This is a genomic window from Neobacillus niacini (genome assembly GCF_019749295.1).
Taxonomy (GTDB): Bacteria; Bacillota; Bacilli; order Bacillales; family Cytobacillaceae; genus Neobacillus; species Neobacillus niacini_D.
Genome location: NZ_JACWFG010000006.1, coordinates 29,396 through 46,398, shown reverse-complemented (window position 1 = coordinate 46,398; position 17,003 = coordinate 29,396). Strand labels below are relative to the sequence as shown.

General features: G+C 41.1%; 10 protein-coding genes. 3 read left to right on the top strand and 7 right to left on the bottom strand.

Going from position 1 to position 17,003, the window contains the following annotated elements:
- The first annotated feature begins 360 nt into the window (after positions 1–360).
- Complete coding sequence (locus H0184_RS10165; RefSeq protein WP_221824031.1) at positions 361–2,505, top strand: ABC transporter permease; 2,145 nt, start codon at positions 361–363, stop codon at positions 2,503–2,505.
- Positions 2,506–2,992: 487 nt separating this feature from the next.
- Here the strand turns inward: H0184_RS10165 and H0184_RS10160 are convergent, their stop codons facing one another.
- Positions 2,993–4,216: a helix-turn-helix domain-containing protein gene (locus tag H0184_RS10160; protein ID WP_221824029.1), complete on the bottom strand. Its 1,224-nt coding sequence runs from the start codon at positions 4,214–4,216 to the stop codon at positions 2,993–2,995.
- A gap of 181 nt (positions 4,217–4,397) precedes the next feature.
- Here H0184_RS10160 and H0184_RS10155 point away from each other — a divergent pair, with 181 nt between their 5' ends.
- A complete protein-coding gene (locus H0184_RS10155) occupies positions 4,398–5,693 on the top strand; it encodes an MFS transporter (RefSeq protein WP_221824026.1) in 1,296 nt (431 codons plus the stop codon).
- A 37-nt stretch (positions 5,694–5,730) separates the two neighbouring features.
- Here the strand turns inward: H0184_RS10155 and H0184_RS10150 are convergent, their stop codons facing one another.
- Positions 5,731–6,192, bottom strand: coding sequence for a CBO0543 family protein (locus H0184_RS10150; RefSeq protein WP_221824024.1), 462 nt, complete (start codon positions 6,190–6,192; stop codon positions 5,731–5,733).
- A gap of 235 nt (positions 6,193–6,427) precedes the next feature.
- On the opposite strand from H0184_RS10150, the gene H0184_RS10145 reads away from it, so the two are divergent.
- Entirely contained in the window at positions 6,428–6,622 is a 195-nt protein-coding gene (locus H0184_RS10145; protein ID WP_221824022.1) for a hypothetical protein, read from the top strand.
- A gap of 139 nt (positions 6,623–6,761) precedes the next feature.
- Here H0184_RS10145 and H0184_RS10140 read toward each other — a convergent pair whose 3' ends face one another.
- The 5 genes from H0184_RS10140 to H0184_RS10120 all read right to left on the bottom strand — a co-directional run bounded on the left by H0184_RS10140 (position 6,762) and on the right by H0184_RS10120 (position 16,948).
- Positions 6,762–9,428, bottom strand: coding sequence for an endo-beta-N-acetylglucosaminidase (locus H0184_RS10140; RefSeq protein ID WP_260631531.1), 2,667 nt, complete (start codon positions 9,426–9,428; stop codon positions 6,762–6,764).
- Positions 9,429–9,481: 53 nt separating this feature from the next.
- Positions 9,482–10,420: an ROK family protein gene (locus tag H0184_RS10135; RefSeq protein ID WP_221824020.1), complete on the bottom strand. Its 939-nt coding sequence runs from the start codon at positions 10,418–10,420 to the stop codon at positions 9,482–9,484.
- Between the two features lie 16 nt (positions 10,421–10,436).
- Positions 10,437–11,342, bottom strand: a complete 906-nt coding sequence (locus H0184_RS10130; protein ID WP_221824018.1) for an ROK family protein — start codon at positions 11,340–11,342, stop codon at positions 10,437–10,439.
- 148 nt (positions 11,343–11,490) lie between these two features.
- Positions 11,491–13,773, bottom strand: coding sequence for a glycoside hydrolase family 3 N-terminal domain-containing protein (locus H0184_RS10125; RefSeq protein WP_221824016.1), 2,283 nt, complete (start codon positions 13,771–13,773; stop codon positions 11,491–11,493).
- Between the two features lie 49 nt (positions 13,774–13,822).
- The gene (locus tag H0184_RS10120) at positions 13,823–16,948 is read right to left on the bottom strand and encodes an alpha-mannosidase (RefSeq protein WP_313771742.1); all 3,126 of its coding nucleotides are present in this window, start codon (positions 16,946–16,948) and stop codon (positions 13,823–13,825) included.
- Positions 16,949–17,003 lie beyond the last annotated feature (55 nt).

The following is a 17,003-nucleotide window of genomic DNA, read 5'->3' as shown; positions in this document are numbered from 1 at the left end:
GGATTTCATGGACGAGCAGGGTAATTTTGCATATGGGCTGGTTTGGGGTACTTCACTAAGTGTACCGTTATGGATTGCGTTTTTCGGTTGGATAAAAATAATCGTTCAATTTATATTTTAGAATATAGACCGTAAAATACCCCTGCCTTCTATAGGCAGGGGTATTTTATTTTTTTAAAAATTTTTCCCTATTCGCTGTAACAAATACAACCCAACTTACGTCAAAGACCCAAAGGTTGAAGATACTGGAAATTGATTTTGTTGAAAAGGAGGAATATTTCGAATATAATTTCTATTACGTGACACTACATCTATTATACAAAAGTAGTAATTTAGAGGGGGAAATTGGGGTGAAAAAAGATGAAGATTGTTAGATTAATTACATACTACCTGCTTGGTATTGTATCTATTTTTTGTGTGAGTATTTTTCCACAATATTTTTCAACAAGGGGAACTCCAGAGTCAACGGGATATTTTGAACAACTGATTGCTTTTGGTAAGAGCATGTTTATATCAGAATCATGGATTTATAAGTTCGAAAGGTCGCAAACAGGCGGTGCCCCAATGATGGAGGTAATGGGCCCGGCCTTTATTTATTCCATGCAGATCCTCTTAGGTGCACTATTGGCAGGTTTTGGAATCGCTCTCCTTCTCGCATTAGGGTCATCCTTTTTGCCTAAATTTGTGCTTAGTCCGATAAAGAGAGTACTTGATGTATTGGAGTCCATCCCAGACTTAATCCTCGCTACGTTGTTACAAGTTTTATCAATTGTAATCTTTAAATCGTTTGGTGTTGATTTATTTCAGGTTGCCAGCTTTAAAGAAAAGGCTTTTTTTGCTCCTATCGTCACGTTGGCAATCCTGCCGCTGGTGTCCATGTTCAAGATTTTGCTCTTGATGATCGAGGAAGAGTTCTTAAAGGTTTATGTCACCTTTGTAAAAAGTAAAGGAATCGACAAACTCAATATATTAATCAGACATATCTTAAAAAATATCATGCCTCTATCGTTTCATCATATAAAGATCATTATTTGGGGCACACTATCCAGCCAATTTATTATTGAACGGGTATTTAACGTTCATGGTCTAACTTACTTCTTACTTGATAACTTTCAGCCGATAACCATTTTTGTTACGCTGAGCCTTATTTTTACACCCTTTTATTTTCTATTCCAGTTAGTAGATATTTGGCTGAAAGAAGACCAGCCATTATCTTACGAAACGAGCCGGAGTCCTTGGTGGCACAAATGGCGTATAAGGAATATGGCAGATGGGACAAAGAGATTCTTTGAAAACATCCTTTTTTCCTTAAAATCTATTAATCTTAGAAAATTTTCACCCTTCCGTCCAATTATTAATGTACTCTTTACATTTGGCAGGCATATGAAAAATTGGAAATTTGCATTTGGTGCTTTGTTTTTCATTGTTACCATCAGTTACAGTGTCTTTTATTCAGTTACAACTGATAACCACGTCGATCAAGTAAGGCTTTACTATGCAGAGGATGGCGCGACGCTGATTAGTGCGATGCCGCACGCACCAACAAAGCCCTTCTTCTTTGGTTCAGACAAACTAGGGTTCAGCCTTTTCGATCAATTGGTGATTGGCGCAAAGTATACACTAATTTTCGCCTTGTTAATCGCCTTATTGCGTGTTCTTGGCGGACTATTGTTTGGGGTCATTTATGCCTTTCACTTAGGCCCCCGCACCCAGCAATGGCTTGGAAAGTTAATCGACTCGATTCATTTCCTGCCTTTAAGCTTGGTTGCGTATATCCTGTTAGCACCGATCTTAATGCCGGCATTTACCGGTTTTGGCTATGAATTTACCTATACCTTTACACAGCGTGTATTACTCGAAATGTTTATCTTAACCATCCTGGTTGTTCCGTTAACAAGTGTTTTATTAGGCAAAGAGATAAAGCGGGTTCTAGATTATGAATTTATTGCCAGTGCGCGAGTTTTAGGCGGCAGCAATTTTTCTCTATTCTGGCGTCACATTTTCCCGCATATTGGCCCCCGTCTAACAATACTATTGGGGACTCAATTCATCCAAGTACTATTAATCTTTATTCACTTAGGTATTTTTAAATTTTTCTTTGGCGGGACCAAGTTAAGTTATGATCCCATGGGAGCAGATCCTCCCGTATCGATGACCAATGAATGGTCAGGATTAATTGGTGAAATAGGAAGAACTACCATCGCATCGGGCCGCTACTGGTACTTGTGGATACTAGCTGCCTTCATGATCGCAATCTTTGCGATGCAGCTTATTATCCAGGGAGTCAAAGAAGTTCAGCAGGTTAAAGTCGGAGTGTTATATAAGCTTCCAAAAGCACGCAGGGTAAAGCAGAAACAGGCAAGTGAAGCTCCTTCCTATCAAATTACTAAAAATAGCTTTAAAATGATTGGAAACGTAAACAAGCGCGAGAAACTTGATACTGGACAGAAGAAAGAGCAAGGGTTAAAACCATGGTTTAAACGAGGGTTTGAACGCGGAGTATAAAAAAAGGTCTCCTAGTACAGAAGTTTACTGCTGTACTAGGAGATTTTTTTAGATTGGGAAATTATATCAAACTGTTAAAATCCTGGAAGCACGGTTCATGAGGCTTGTTCATCTGATACTCGCTTGTTTTAGGCTCCATGAACGCTTCATGAGACCCATTTCAACTGATACCCGCAAGTTTTGGGCTTCATGAACCCTTCATGAGACCCATTTCACCTGATACCTGCTAGTTTTGGGCCTCATGAATACTTCATGAGACCCATTTCAACTGATACCCGCAAGTTTTGGGCTTCATGAACCCTTCATGAGACCCATTTCACCTGATACCCGCTAGTTTTGGGGCTTCATGAACACTTCATGAGACCCATTTTAATTGAAACCTCCTAGTTTTGGGCTTCATGAATACTTCATGAGACCCATTTCACCTGATACCTGCTAGTTTTGGGCTTCATGAACCCTTCATGAGACCCATTTCACCTGATACCTGCTAGTTTTGGGCTTTAATTGTTTTATAGGTATCAAAAGCAAATTCCTTAAAAGGTGTGTTCGGAAGACCATCGAAATTCTCAACGGCCAATTGGGCAGCTTTAACTCCCTCTTCCATCTCTCCAACCTCATAATAACAAAGTGCCTTGTATGAATCCCTAATGTAAAAGAGTGCCAAATCAAACGGATGGTGCGTGTCATCAGGTGTTTCAACCTTGTCAAAATGAAGAAGAGCCTCTCTATATTCTCCTAGACCGTAAAGGGACTTCCCCTTTTCTATAATATAGAGATTTTCAACAATATTCTCATCCTTTGGATCTGCCAAATAATCTTCAATGATTTCTAATGCTTTTTTGTACTCTTGATTCTCGGAATTAAGCGTCATGGCAACAATAAGGTCGTGAACAAGGATGGATAGTGAATCATCCGCAAATTCACCGTATTGCTTTAGTTTTCGTAAATACAATTTTTGATTTTCCTTATCATTCCTCATCATAGCCTGTCCTGCACCAAGTCTGTATAAATCATCAATACGATAAAAAATCTTATTCTTTTTTGAAAAGTCAATCGCCCTTTCCATTGTCACTGTGGCAGCCTGATCATCTCCGACCGCAAAGTGTAATACCGCTTCCGTATAGTCAAGGTCCACGGTAGTCATGGGGTCAATATAGACATGATTGGATTCAATCTCTTTACGTTCTTTTAACAAAATCTCTAAGGAATTTTGATAATCATGCTTAACGAAATATACCAGCGAGCGAAAAATCGCAATTTTTCCCCGCTTGGATGTTAGATTCATCTTGTCGTACATAGCCGCAGCTTGATTACAGAATTCCTCCCAGCCTGGCATCTCTTCTCTGTAAAGACTTTGGCTGTAAATATCTAACAAACGGGCTGATTCATATCCTTGAGTTAGTCTTTTTGTATAAGGTTCAATAAGAGTCAGCAGCTGTTTATATTTATCTATAGCGGTTTCCCCTTTTTGATTAAATAATGCTTCAGCCTTTTCAAGCGTTTCTCTTAGTTCCTGAGTACTGACTTCTTCTAACAAATCAGTTACCTCAACACCTAACCTCTCAGCTATATACACGAGGCTTTCCATTGAAGGCTTCGCTTTATTATTCTCAATGAGGCTAAGCATCCCCTTTGTCAGTTCTGTCCCTGCCAGTGCCTCAAGCGTCAACTTTTTTTGCTTTCTAATTTTTCGTATTCGGTCTCCTAACATGTTGGTGACCTCCCAAAAAGTAATTAGTTTAATTATATTAAACATTCCCTGAAATGGGAAGAGGTAAACAAAATGGGGTTCAAATTTGTTTAATTAAATTAAACTTACGCTTGATTTGGTAAAAACTTCATGTTATGATTTGTTTAATTAAATTAAACTTTTATTGAAATGAGGAGATTTTATGAATAACACGTTGATGCTGAAGAAAGCGACGTATCATCTCTGGACATTTACCATAAGCAAGCTGATTTCATCCTTTGGCTCACAAGTATACTCATTTGCCATTAGCTTTTACATTTTACAAGCAACCGGGTCTGCAAAAAGCTTTGCGTTAAACCTAATTTGCAATGTGCTGCCTCGCACGATTGCTGCACCCTTTGCAGGCTATATCATCGATAAGTATCCAAGGAAGGCCATTGCAATTACCTCCCAGATTATAACGACTATAGCCATCGGCGGATTATTAATCGTAAGTCTCACCTCAGGGTTATCCTTAACAGCAATCTACATCACATCCTGCATTTTATCTCTTACCTCCATGTTTTCTGGTGTAGCGTTTACCTCTTCGATTACCGGGCTTGTAGACGAAGGAAGGATACAAAAAGCCATGTCCTTAAACCAGATGTCGATCTCATTTGCTGCCATTGCCTCCCCTGCTGTTGGAGGATTATTGTATGGAGTAATTTCCATGCCAATATTCCTTATCGTCTATATGGCAGCCTCTGGTATCGCAATTGTTCTCGAATTAACCATGAATTTTACCCTATTTTCCAAAAAGGCTGAACCAGCAGCGGGCAAGAATGAATCCATGTGGCAAGGTATGAAGGCTGGGATTTCTTATATGAAATTACAGCCTTTGCTGATGACTATTATCTGGATTGCCTTATTAGTCAATTTCTTTTTCAATGCTTATCAGGTTGGGTATTCCTTTATCCTAATCGAAAAATTAAAGATGGCCTCTCAACATTTTGGTTTTACAGAAGGTTCCTTTGCTGTTGGCATGCTGCTCCTGTCCATTTATCTTTCTGTCCGAAAGGAAGTCAAATTTCCGCTGCTTGTTGCTAAAAGGGGAATTATCATTATGGGGGTAATCATGGGAGTTACAGCATTACCTTTACTAATTTCGATGGAATATAACCTAATGTTCGGCTACTTTATCCTCCTTGAATTTGTTTTAGGAGCCTGCATTGTAATCGTCAATACTCCAACACAAGTCATGATGCAAAAACAAATCGCTGATGAATTTAAAGGTCGTGTATTCTCAATCGTCGAAACCGTTGCCATGGCATTATCACCTTTAGGTATGATCATCTATGGGTTTCTATACGATGTCTTCCCTGCTCACTTGGTCTTGATACTATCAATGGGACTATTATTAGCTGTTGTTTTGATTCTTGCAAGACCTGCAGTCATTCGAAAGGTTCATCCAGAAATTGAAGAGGACAATGAATTGAAGAAAAGTGCTGAGGCGTTTTAAACGAAGTGACCGAATCCAGATTTAACAATGGATTCGGTCACTTTTTGCTATTTATTATCTGCTTTACTATTCTTAAATGGGCAATAAGGATTAGAAAAACAAATGGGTATAGGCAGGCAGAATACCAAAGTTTCCATCCGGTATAGTTGAAGAAGTGTGTTTTTTCTATTAAAAACTCAATTATTACGGAGGCTAGTGACCAAGCTAAGATGTAAAGAGATTTCGTTAGATTGGTTCCTTTTAAGGGATAATAATTTAGAAACAATATGCTGACAGGAATAAAGTACAGAAACTCTCCCACAAACCCCATCCATTGAAACCCTTTACCAAAATAGCCGTATAAATGGTATTTAAAATTCAGTACCATATCCACATTGATTCCGAATACTAAAGCAAAGAGACTTGTTGTGTAAAGCTCTATTCTGCTCACTCTTTTTGGGACAAGAAAAGTGATAACACCAAGGATAATAAAGAAAATAAATACCACTAGGACCCGCATGATATTTCCCCTTCGAAACAACTAATTAAAAGTTATCCTATCCAATCCCATTTTCAATTACTCACAAATGCTCCCATCATCCTTAAGATGGCACTTTACTCACAGTAACGCGCAAAAATTTTAGGAATAATATTCCAAAAACATAGTATCTTTGTCCTAATTTATTATTCTAATAAATATCTAACCTCACTGGTGAATAATATTTAGTAATCCCCGAAAAAGGAGTGAGAATACGATGAGTGTATTAGACCGCAGTCCATTTTTGTATTTAGCCTGTATTATTGCTGGTTTTGCCTTAATAAGAGTACCGTTAACTGGTATTTTAGCACCGCTGAGTCAATTAGTTGTCCTTATTGGTGTCCTAGCAATCCTTTTATTCTCTTTTGTATTAATCATCCAAGGGGTACTTTGTTTAGTTAAAAGAAGGTAAATGTTCTCAGAAAAAATAGTAAAAAGACGATTCGAGTGGAAGCGAATCGTCTTTTTTAACTGTCAGTATTTATGCCTTTTTTCTTGCCTTAATAGTGGATTTTAGTTTTTTTCAATTTCTATCGGAGATATTTCACCGACTATTTTTGAAATCCATGAACCTCGAAATCATAAATTCTTGCGGCTTGGTCTCCGCCTTGGGTTGGCTTGTCAGTCCATAATCGGACATAGCGTGCATTTGTCAAGGTGATGCTGTGTTCTGAGACAGCCGCTGTATTATCTGTTATCTTCACTGACTCTGTCCAGTTTTCCCCGTCAGTACTTACTTCAATTCTGAATGCCTGGGTATTAAAGGCTCCCGGCTCCCCGCCTGCTTGTGCATGGTGAACAACGAATTTTGAAATTGCATATTGACCGCCAAGATCTACCTTTAACCAATGAGGGGCATCCCCTAATGCGCACCATTTACTTTTTACGTTCCCGTCAAAAGCATATTGTGCCGCTTCACTCGGAGCACATTGTCCGCTTGCAATGGCCATTTTATTCAACGCAACATTTTTTATATCCTTGGCAGCTTCGGAAATGGTAATCATCGCTTCTTTTGTCAGGACACTTTCACCCTCACTGTTTTTTGCAATTAGGGTAACAGCATAAATGCCTTCCTTTTCATAGGTGACAACCGGGTTTTCCTCCATGCTCACAGCCGGTGTACCTCCCTCAAAATGCCATTCCACTGCTTCCGTTACCTCCGAAGATGCATTGGTAAATTGAATCTTCTCTCCCGGTGCTGCTACCGTTTGATCCGCTCGAAAGTCTGCTTCCGGCTTTGGATATGGCGGCCATTCAAATGTAACAGCCGCAGGCTTGCTTCGTTTAAATTCTTTGTTCACCGCAACGATTTCTAAATTGGTGCTAGTTTCTTTCCCATCTCGCTTTAGATTGGAAAGGAAGTACACATGGTTCGGTGTAGCACCGACAAATTCCCTTTCATTGTTTGGCAGCATCCGGTAAATTTCATAGTGACTCACATTGGAATCAGACGGCTCCCAAGCAAGCGCAACATCTGCATAAATTCCTTTGGTAAACTCAATATTACTTACCTTTCCTTGCTCTGGAGTATGAATAGCATTATGCTTATCTAGCTTGTTATAAACCTTGATTTCTCCAATATTTGTTGTGAAATTTTTGACCTCGTTGTCACTCTCAACTAAAAGCGAGATGGCTGCAATGTTATTACCGCTAAATTTTTTCAACTTAACCGAGTCGGTTATCCATTGATTATGACTTTGTTTTTTCACATCGAAATAGATAAATTGATTAGGAGTGTCGGTGAAACTGATTCCAAGCTTCAAATTTGGCTTTTTCAAATCTGTCTTGTATGTCAGTGCAATTTCAGTATCCTTTTGAATCGGAAGGTTAGTTTTATAAAGTTTAATATGTGTTGGATTGCTTGGATCAATAACACCTGAAAGCTTTAATGAGCTTCCGCCATAATATGAACTTTCCCAATCAAAATCAACTTGAACAGCCTGTCCGCCCTCCTTCAGCCAGCGCCAGGTCGGCAATATATCCTGCAGGCTGCGGTTATTCCATGACTGTCCGCTTACCTGTTCCCCATCAACAGCGAAAAATTTGCCGCTGCCTGTATTAAAATGAGTGACGAATGGCAATTCCTCAATAGCTGTTTTGGCCGTGAAATAATGTGCCATTCCTTTCCAGGCACCGTTATCGTTTGTTGAGGCAGGATTTGCAGACTTTCCAACCCAAAATTCATTTTCCTTTTGATAAAACTGTTCCATTGTTTCAGATGTTTTAAAAGCCCAATCTGGACGATAAATACCTAAAGAAGTTTCAGGTGCTTTGCCCTCAGGGAAGATTCCCTGCCATGGAATATTTGTGCTTGTTCCATTCGCTTCCACATCAATCCCAGTAAATAAGTCATATGGGCTTCTGCCAAGTTCCCTCGCTTTTGCAGCGGAGGCTTGTTGATCGCGCCACCAGAAGTTTAAAAACATGCTGTCAGAAACACGTTTGCTGCCGTCCTGTAAAAAGCTGCTATTTTTATCCGTTAACGCATTTTGCCAATTGATACGGCCATCCTTCGTCATCGAATCGTACCACATTATTTGCATATCTTTTTGTTTATGTTTTTGAAGATACATTAAGAATTCCTGCATTTTAACAGCAGTTTGAGCGTTTCCGCCTTCGGTTTCCTGGTTAATGAACCAGCCGTCAAACCCATAGTAGCTTGCAACTTCCAACAGCTTGTCCGCTGCCGGGAAGGATCCATCAGCGCGCTGAGTAAGCATTTGGTTGACCCACTCAGCCTTTCCGCCATACACAGTAGGAGGAAAGAAAACATTACCTAAAATTGGTACGCCGTTTTTATGGGCAGCATCAATGACATCTGCACTTGGCGGCACAATAATGCCCTCGCCAGCAGAGCCTGCCCAATACACCATGAGATCAACATACTGCCAATAACTAAAGGTATTTGCATAAAAATCCTTCCCCCCTTGAGAAGGCACCCCGCTTGTCGTAGGGTTTAAAGCAGACAAAGCCACTAACTTCGCATCAGATTGTGCATGGTCATTGACTTTGTATAACACTTCCCGTTTGGCTAGTGGAATCTGACTTCGGTTAAACACGGCGTTTGGGTCCTTCTCTGGAGTCCAGTTTAATAGTGTTTCGGGATACCAGTAAGATGATTCTGGTTGTTTTGCAAAGCTTGCATTCGGCCATAACAGGATGCAGCACATGCCGAAAAAGACAGCCATCAGCAATTGGCTTTTCTTCAAATCAATCATTTTCCATCTCTCCCTAATCTAGTTTTTATATTTAGCTTTTTGAGCGAACTTTCCTATTCCCTTAGATCCCTATCAGATATGGATAGCGCTGTCATTTTTTTCGTACTTAAATAGTGAAATAAGGCACCAATTAAATTGGCATCGTTATCAAATTGACAGGCACTAACCGTAATATCGAGCGTAGAGACTTCATCCTTCAATTGCCTCAACTCCTGATTAATCCCTTCAATTACTTCTGGACGTTTGCTAATTCCACCGCCAATCAGAATCTTTTTCGGATCAAGTGTATATTTCAAGTTATAGATACCTACTGCCAATTTTTTATAAAACTGAGCAATGGATTCTTTTGCAATGGAGTCTCCCCCTTCAGCCAAACGAAATACATCTTCCCCGTTCAATGTTCCTTTTGCAAGTAGTTTCCTCGATTCCACTTCTTCAACAAGCGCATGTGTGGAAGCAGCCTTACTCCAGGTCGAATACAGTGGATTTCTCTGCAGCGGGTCACCCATAATCATATAGCCAAACTCTCCCCCGTGAAGGGAAGCACCGCGTAAAATGGTATGATTCATCACGATACTGCCGCCAATTCCCGTGCCAATAACGATGCAAATATAGTAATCTGTTTCTTTTGCTGCTCCCAGCCAGCCTTCTGCCAATGCGGCGCAGTTTGCGTCATTTTCGATCGAAACGTCCAGACCGGTTTGTTCTCTAATTAAGTCTGCCATCGGTACACCGTGGATATAAGGAATAGCACTAGCTCCCCCGATATATCCGCTTTTCACATCCACTGCACCTGGAGAACTTAGTGCAATCCCTTGAAAGTCATAAGATTGGCGGTACCGGGTAACAATTTCAGAAGTCTTTTTTAAAAATTCTTCTAATCCTTCCAGAGGGGTAGGAACCTTTCCGCTATCTAGCTTCATTCCGGTCTCGTTCATAACCGCATACTTTATATACGTTCCTCCAATATCAAATACCATATAAGCCTTCATGGTCAGCCTCCTCTTACTAAAACGCTGCTTGTTGTGTCAATAAAGCCGCTCCAATGACACCTGCTTTTGTACCTAAGGAAGCACTCACCATCTCTACCCTATTCCTCAGCTGTGGATACAAGAAGTCATTCACTCTATCAACAAGCAACGGCATAATGTAGTCCCTTGACTCCATTACTCCTCCTCCAAGTACAATAATGTGAGGATCAACACTGTGAACAATATTCGCGATTCCTTTTGCCAAAGAAGTAATCATATGATCGACAATCTTCTGCGCTTCTTTGTCTCCGTTCATGGCGAGTTCGAATACTTCACCTGCATGCCCTGTAATTCCAAGCTGTTCTATTCCACGCCTTTTCAATGCTGTTCCGCTAGCCAAGGTTTCTAAGGCGCCAACATTCAAGGCATGGTGCGGCGGACCGTCTGAATCTACAATGAGATTGCCTATTTCACCGGCACAAAAATTCGCTCCTTGCAGCAATTGCTTACGGAAGACAAATCCGCCGCCCACTCCCGTACTAACGGTAATATAGAAAACAGACTCTTTCCCTTTACCAGCTCCAATGATGGCCTCGGCAAGCGCAGCAGCATTTGCATCATTATCAAGAACAACCTTTTTCCGTAAAGCCTTTTCTAACATATCCACTAATGGGATATTGTCCCACCCAGGCAGATTGTTCGGACTTAAGATTAAGCCCTTTTTTACATCTAAAGGACCAGGGGATCCAATTCCGATAGCATCAATGTTTCGTTTCTGCATAAAATTCTCACATAGCCGAATCATTTGATTGATAACATAATAAGGACCATTTTCACTTTCTGTTTTTACATTCATTTCTTCCACCAAGTGACCTTCGGATGTTACGACTCCAACCCTTAAATTTGTTCCTCCTAAGTCAATACCCAATAAATGCTTCTCCATTTCCTGCTACTTCCTTTCTGAAAAAAGAACTCACTGCTATAAAAATGACTATATTATCATAGGACTAACTGGCAGCAAGTTAGTCCCTTTTACTTTTAAGTTTTAGAGATTCATAATTAATTTTATACTCGAATTTTCTACCACTAAATCAATCAATTTCCAGGGTGTCTGTTAAAAAGTTGACTGGATCTCCAACTTCAATTTCAAAACTTCCAGGCTCTAACACATATTTATTTTGACTGTTAAAAACTTGTAGTTCTTCCATCCCCATCTCAAAAACTACTATCTTTGTTTCACCAACGGAAAGCCATACCTTCTTAAAACCTTTTAATTCCTTTACCCTTCTTGTTATACTCGAACCCTTTCCTTTCAGATAGAGCTGAATCACATCGTAGCCATCATACTTCCCGCTATTAGTGACTTCTACAGATATCGTGAACTTTTTCCCTGCCAGCAGTTGGTCAGAAGGAATGGTCTTTCTCGCTGCCCGAAGATTCTCATAGGTAAATTGGGTATAAGAAAGTCCAAAACCAAATGGATATAACGCGTTTCCGGTCATATCGAAATAGTCCTTTTTGTATCCTCCCTCCTTGTAATTATAGAAAACAGGAAACTGCATTGAGGACCTTGGGATTGAAACAGGCAGGCGCCCACTTGGATTAACCTCTCCAAATAACACCTCGGCGATGGCCTGACCGCCCATTTGTCCAGGGTACCAAACATTTAAAACGGCCGGGACATGTTCTGCAATCCATGGAATCGCATGTGGTCTCCCTTGGATCAGCACCACGACTGTCGGGGTCCCCGTTTCCATTACCTTTTTCAGCAGCTGCAGCTGCCCGCCGCCTAATTCCAAATCAGCTACATCTACATTTTCGCCACAATCCATTTCTTCCTCGCCTGTTGTATTGACTACGGCCCCGTTTAGGTCAAATTGAGCATCAAAATTCCTTGCACTGGAACCTCCTAAAACAACGATGGCAACATCTGAGCTTTTAGCAAGTCGAACGGCCATTTCCATTTCCTCCGAGTTGGCAGAACGAATGCCACAGCCTCTTTCGTATTTCACTTCTGCCTCTTGTGCTAATGAAGTAATCCCCTTCAGGACAGTGATGACACTGCCTTCCCGTTGGAATGGTGTATAATCGCCAAGCTGATTATAGATAGCATCTGCGTTAGGGCCAATGACCGCGATTTTTTGAACAGTCCTTTTGAGCGGCAGAATCCCTTCATTTTTTAACAAAACAATCGACTGGCGGGCTGATTCAAGATTGATGTTTTCTTTTTGTTTCTTATTTTGCGGTTCTTTTTCTTCCACATAGGGTTGTTCAAACAATCCCATTTTGAATTTGAGCGTCAAAACTCTTCTTACAGCGTCATTAAGCCTTTCCTCACTGACAAGACCGATTTCAACCGCTTGTTCTAACTTCGTAAACACATCATCCCAGAGACTTATATCCACCCCGTTTTCAAGGGCTAAAGCAGCTGCTTTTTCTGGGCTTTGTGTTAATTGGACCAAATTGTCCAGTGCACAGCCATCGGCCATAACCACTCCCTTAAATCCGAATTCCTTCCGTAAAATATCATTGAGAAGATAGCCGTTAGCGTGGCAGGGAATTCCGTCAATTTCATTGTAGGCTGCCATACAGGCGAGTGCACCGGATTGGATAGCTGCGACCATCGGCGGCAGGTGAATTTCCCTCAATTCTCTTTCGCCTATGGAAGCCGGTGCAGCATTCTTTCCTCCTGTACCATTTCCCTGAGCCGCAAAATGTTTTAAAACCGGAATCATTTTGCCGGCTAGAATACTGTCACTTTCTTCTCCCTGCATCCCTTTAATGACAGCTTCTGTTAATCTAGAAGTAAGATAGGGATCTTCACTGAAGCACTCCTCTGATCTTCCCCATCTTGGGTCACGCAGGATGTCGAGAGTCGAAACGAGAGCCAAATGTGCCCCTTTTGCCCTGACCTCTTCAGCAACAGCTGACATGAGTTCTTCATGCAATACAGGATTCCATGTCGCGCCGATACCCAAATTGACTGGCGTAATCATGCTGTCTAAACCTTGATGCCCGTGAGAGCTTTCTTCTGAGAGAAGGACAGGAATGCCTAATCTGGTGTGCTCCTTAACGTATTGTTGAACCATATTGGCCACTTCAGCGGTCTTATCGTCTGGTATGCCATTTTTATAATTAACGGCTGACCAGGGATCAGAACGAAATAGTCCGTACAAGACCCCAATCCCATCCCCAAATCGAACATGTTCTTTAAATTTTTCAGTAAGTTCATACCCCGTGTCTGTTTTTCTGTATACTTCCCAGCCATACAGCTTCTGGTTCACCTGGCCCACTTTTTCCTTTAAGGTCATGTTTGCCAGCAAAGTTTCTACTCTTTCAGAAATTGTTTCATTTGCAGTATTGGAGTGTACCATTTTTTCACCTAACTTATATTTTGATTGGCTTTTTTTCGCATTTTCCACTCTATAATGTTATTATTATCGTTTTTACTTCATATGGCTTTAGCGATGAGGAAAGATTATTTCCTTTAATAGAAATGCACGCTTGTTTCTCTTCCAAAAGGTTGGCCTCATGTGCAGAAGTTACCGGCCTTGTCAAAGATAAGTGAACTGACTCTCTGCCGCCGTTGGATTCATACATTCTTAGAACAAGTCCCGTTCCGTCTTCTGACTGTTTGACTGTATCAAGAATCACCTGTTTGGATTCAGTCTCAATAAAGGAATGAGAATTTGGCAGACGTCCCTGATGAGCACTAGCCACAAAAACATTCACTGGGTGATTCAATTCATAGCCCTGATTTACTACCTCTGCCTTTCTCCAATCACCTTCATGCGGGAATAGAGAATAGGTAAACTCCTGAATCCCTATGTCTGCACTCTTGTCAGGCCATTTAGGTGCCCGCAGCAAGGATAAACGCATGACATTTTGTTTCACATCATACCCATACTTGCAATCATTCAATAGACTGACGCCATAATTGGCTTCAGAAAGGTCAGCAAATCGGTGGCCGCATACTTCAAACTGGGCCCTTTCCCAGCTAGTATTCGCATGTGTTGCTCTTTCCACCGAACCAAATGGAATTTCAAATGTTGCCTTGCTGCTCACTACATCAACAGGGAAAGCAACTTTTAATAATTTGTGCTGCTCCTGCCAATCGACTTTGGTTTGGAAATCGATTCTTTTGCTGTGGTGGTAAAGAATCATATCCTGTTCGATTGTAGATTGAGACAGCTGCCACTTAAATCGAATGACGTCCTTCGTCGTCCCTCTTTGAATACCTTGTTCAACCAGCACAACACTTTCGGCCGGCTGATTTTCGAATTCCGGATCGATATCCCATGCATCCCAAAGAAGCGGACGGTCATGGAAAAGCTGGAACTGATTAGCGGCAGCTCCTTCCTGCAACACTTCACGCTTTGCGCCTTTATCATAAAGGCGGGAAATTTCGCCCTTTTCATTCCATTCAACCACATAATGCTCTGTATCCCATTCGTGCGGCATATCCTGTTGAGTGTGAACGACTTGTTTCCCACTATCCTTTAACCAAATCGTTTTGTAGCCCATCTCCGGAATATCCGGAACATGAACGGATAATTCTATTTGCCCGTCCTCCCGGAGAATCAAATCTGTTGGGAGCTCCACTCCATCCTTATTTACCGCACATTTTCCGGTCAATTCAGATCCGCCGACAATCTTAACACTTTCAGATCTCATCCATGATAAACTGTTAAAAAGGATTATCGGAACCCCGTTACCCTCAGTGTTAATTTCTGCTTCCAAAGCATGTAAGGCGTCCTGTCTTACCTTCTCTCCGTATTCAAAAATCTCTTTGTAATCAGATTCTGAATCTACGTATACCTCCGGAACAGACGATCCCGGAATAATATCATGAAATTGGTTCAGGAGAAGTAGTTTCCATCCTTCTTCCAATGATGAAGGATGGCCTGTTGCTTTAGCGAAGTTTGAAGCAAAACTGCCCCAAATTTCAGCATCCCGGTACAGGACTTCCGCTTGCCGATTCCACTTCTTGTTTCTGGCATGTGTCGTGTATGTTCCCCGGTGAAGCTCTAAATACATATCCCCGACCCATGAAGGCAGCCGCGGGTTGGCTTCCTTTATATCATCAAAGAATTCATGTGCTGTACTGTTCACTACAGCCGGAAGGCCAGGAAGAGAAGATGAACGATCAATATAATCAATCATTTCTTGCGTAACACCGCCGCCTCCATCTCCATGTCCATAGAGAAGCATTTGTTTAGGAAAGACATTCTTCTGTTTAAAACTCTCCCAATGGTCTTTGACTTCCTTTGGGTGAGTGTATTCATTTACTCCATGATTTAGATAAGATAGAATCCGGGTTCCATCGATCCCTTCCCAGTAAAATAAATCATATGGAAATGGATTTGTATCATTCCAATTCATTTTTGTTGTCATAAAGTAGTCAATTCCTGCACCCTTTAACAATTGAGGCAAGGAGGCACAATAGCCAAAGGTATCAGGAAGCCATTCAATTCTAGGCTGCACACCAAATTCCTCTTTGTAAAATTTCATTCCATATAACAGCTGGCGGACTAATGATTCACCAGATGGCATGTTTAAATCAGGCTCTACCCACATGCCTCCTACTACTTCCCAGCGCCCTTCTGCGATATGCTTCTTCACCCTTCGATAGATGTCAGGGTAATGCTTTTTCACAAATTCATAGGCCTGCGGCTGGCTTTGAGCATATGTAAAGTTCGGATTTTCTTCAAGTAAAGTACTCATCGTCGAAAAAGTTCGGCTGCATTTGCGAACAGCTTCCTTCACTGGCCACAACCATGCCAAATCAATATGAGACTGACCTACCATTAAAATTTGGCCCTGATGGCTGGCCAAAGTGGATAGTGTTTTCTTTAAATCTTCCTCGACTTCTGTCACCCATGATTCTTTCGATAAGGCTTCAAACTTTTTAAACAGAATTTTATGTTCAACCTCAGTCAAAGCCTCTATGATTTTGTAACGTCCCATGTCACCTTCCGGCAGCAATTTTGCTGACTCAAAGTAAGCCTTTACAGTTGCCAATAGACTTTGGACAGCAGTATTCGGCAACTCAAGGCTCCCTTTCAAGAGGGTAAGGGGAGGCGGGTCATACTCGGCTGGTTCATTCTGATAATTTAATTCATCAAGCGATTGACCTGCATAATTAAATAACTCTATTTTAATGTTGATTGTTTCTTTTCCCCGTACATACTCCGGAAACGGTACATAGCTACGGTTCCGATCAATCCCATGATAGGGCATACCATTTATTGAAACCAATGCCTCATGGAGAGTCCTGCCCCCTTTTAAACCTGGAAGAAAAGTGAGACCAAATGGCCGATTCCGCCACTGTAGTGGTATCGATACATCTTTTTCCAAAAACATGGTCGTGCCTAGATCGATTAACCAATCCCCTTCATTAATAAGGAAAGTTTCCTCTGAATCAAATTCATATTTTCCCGGTTCACGATAAAAACCTGGCTGTGCACGCCAATCCTTGATTTGGATGGTCTCTACTATCTGGTAATTCGATAATTGCTGAATAAATCGCTGTATTCTCTCCAAAGTCAAAGCTGTTTCCTCCTAAGCTATTAAACATACAAAAATACAAAGAGTATGGCAGATC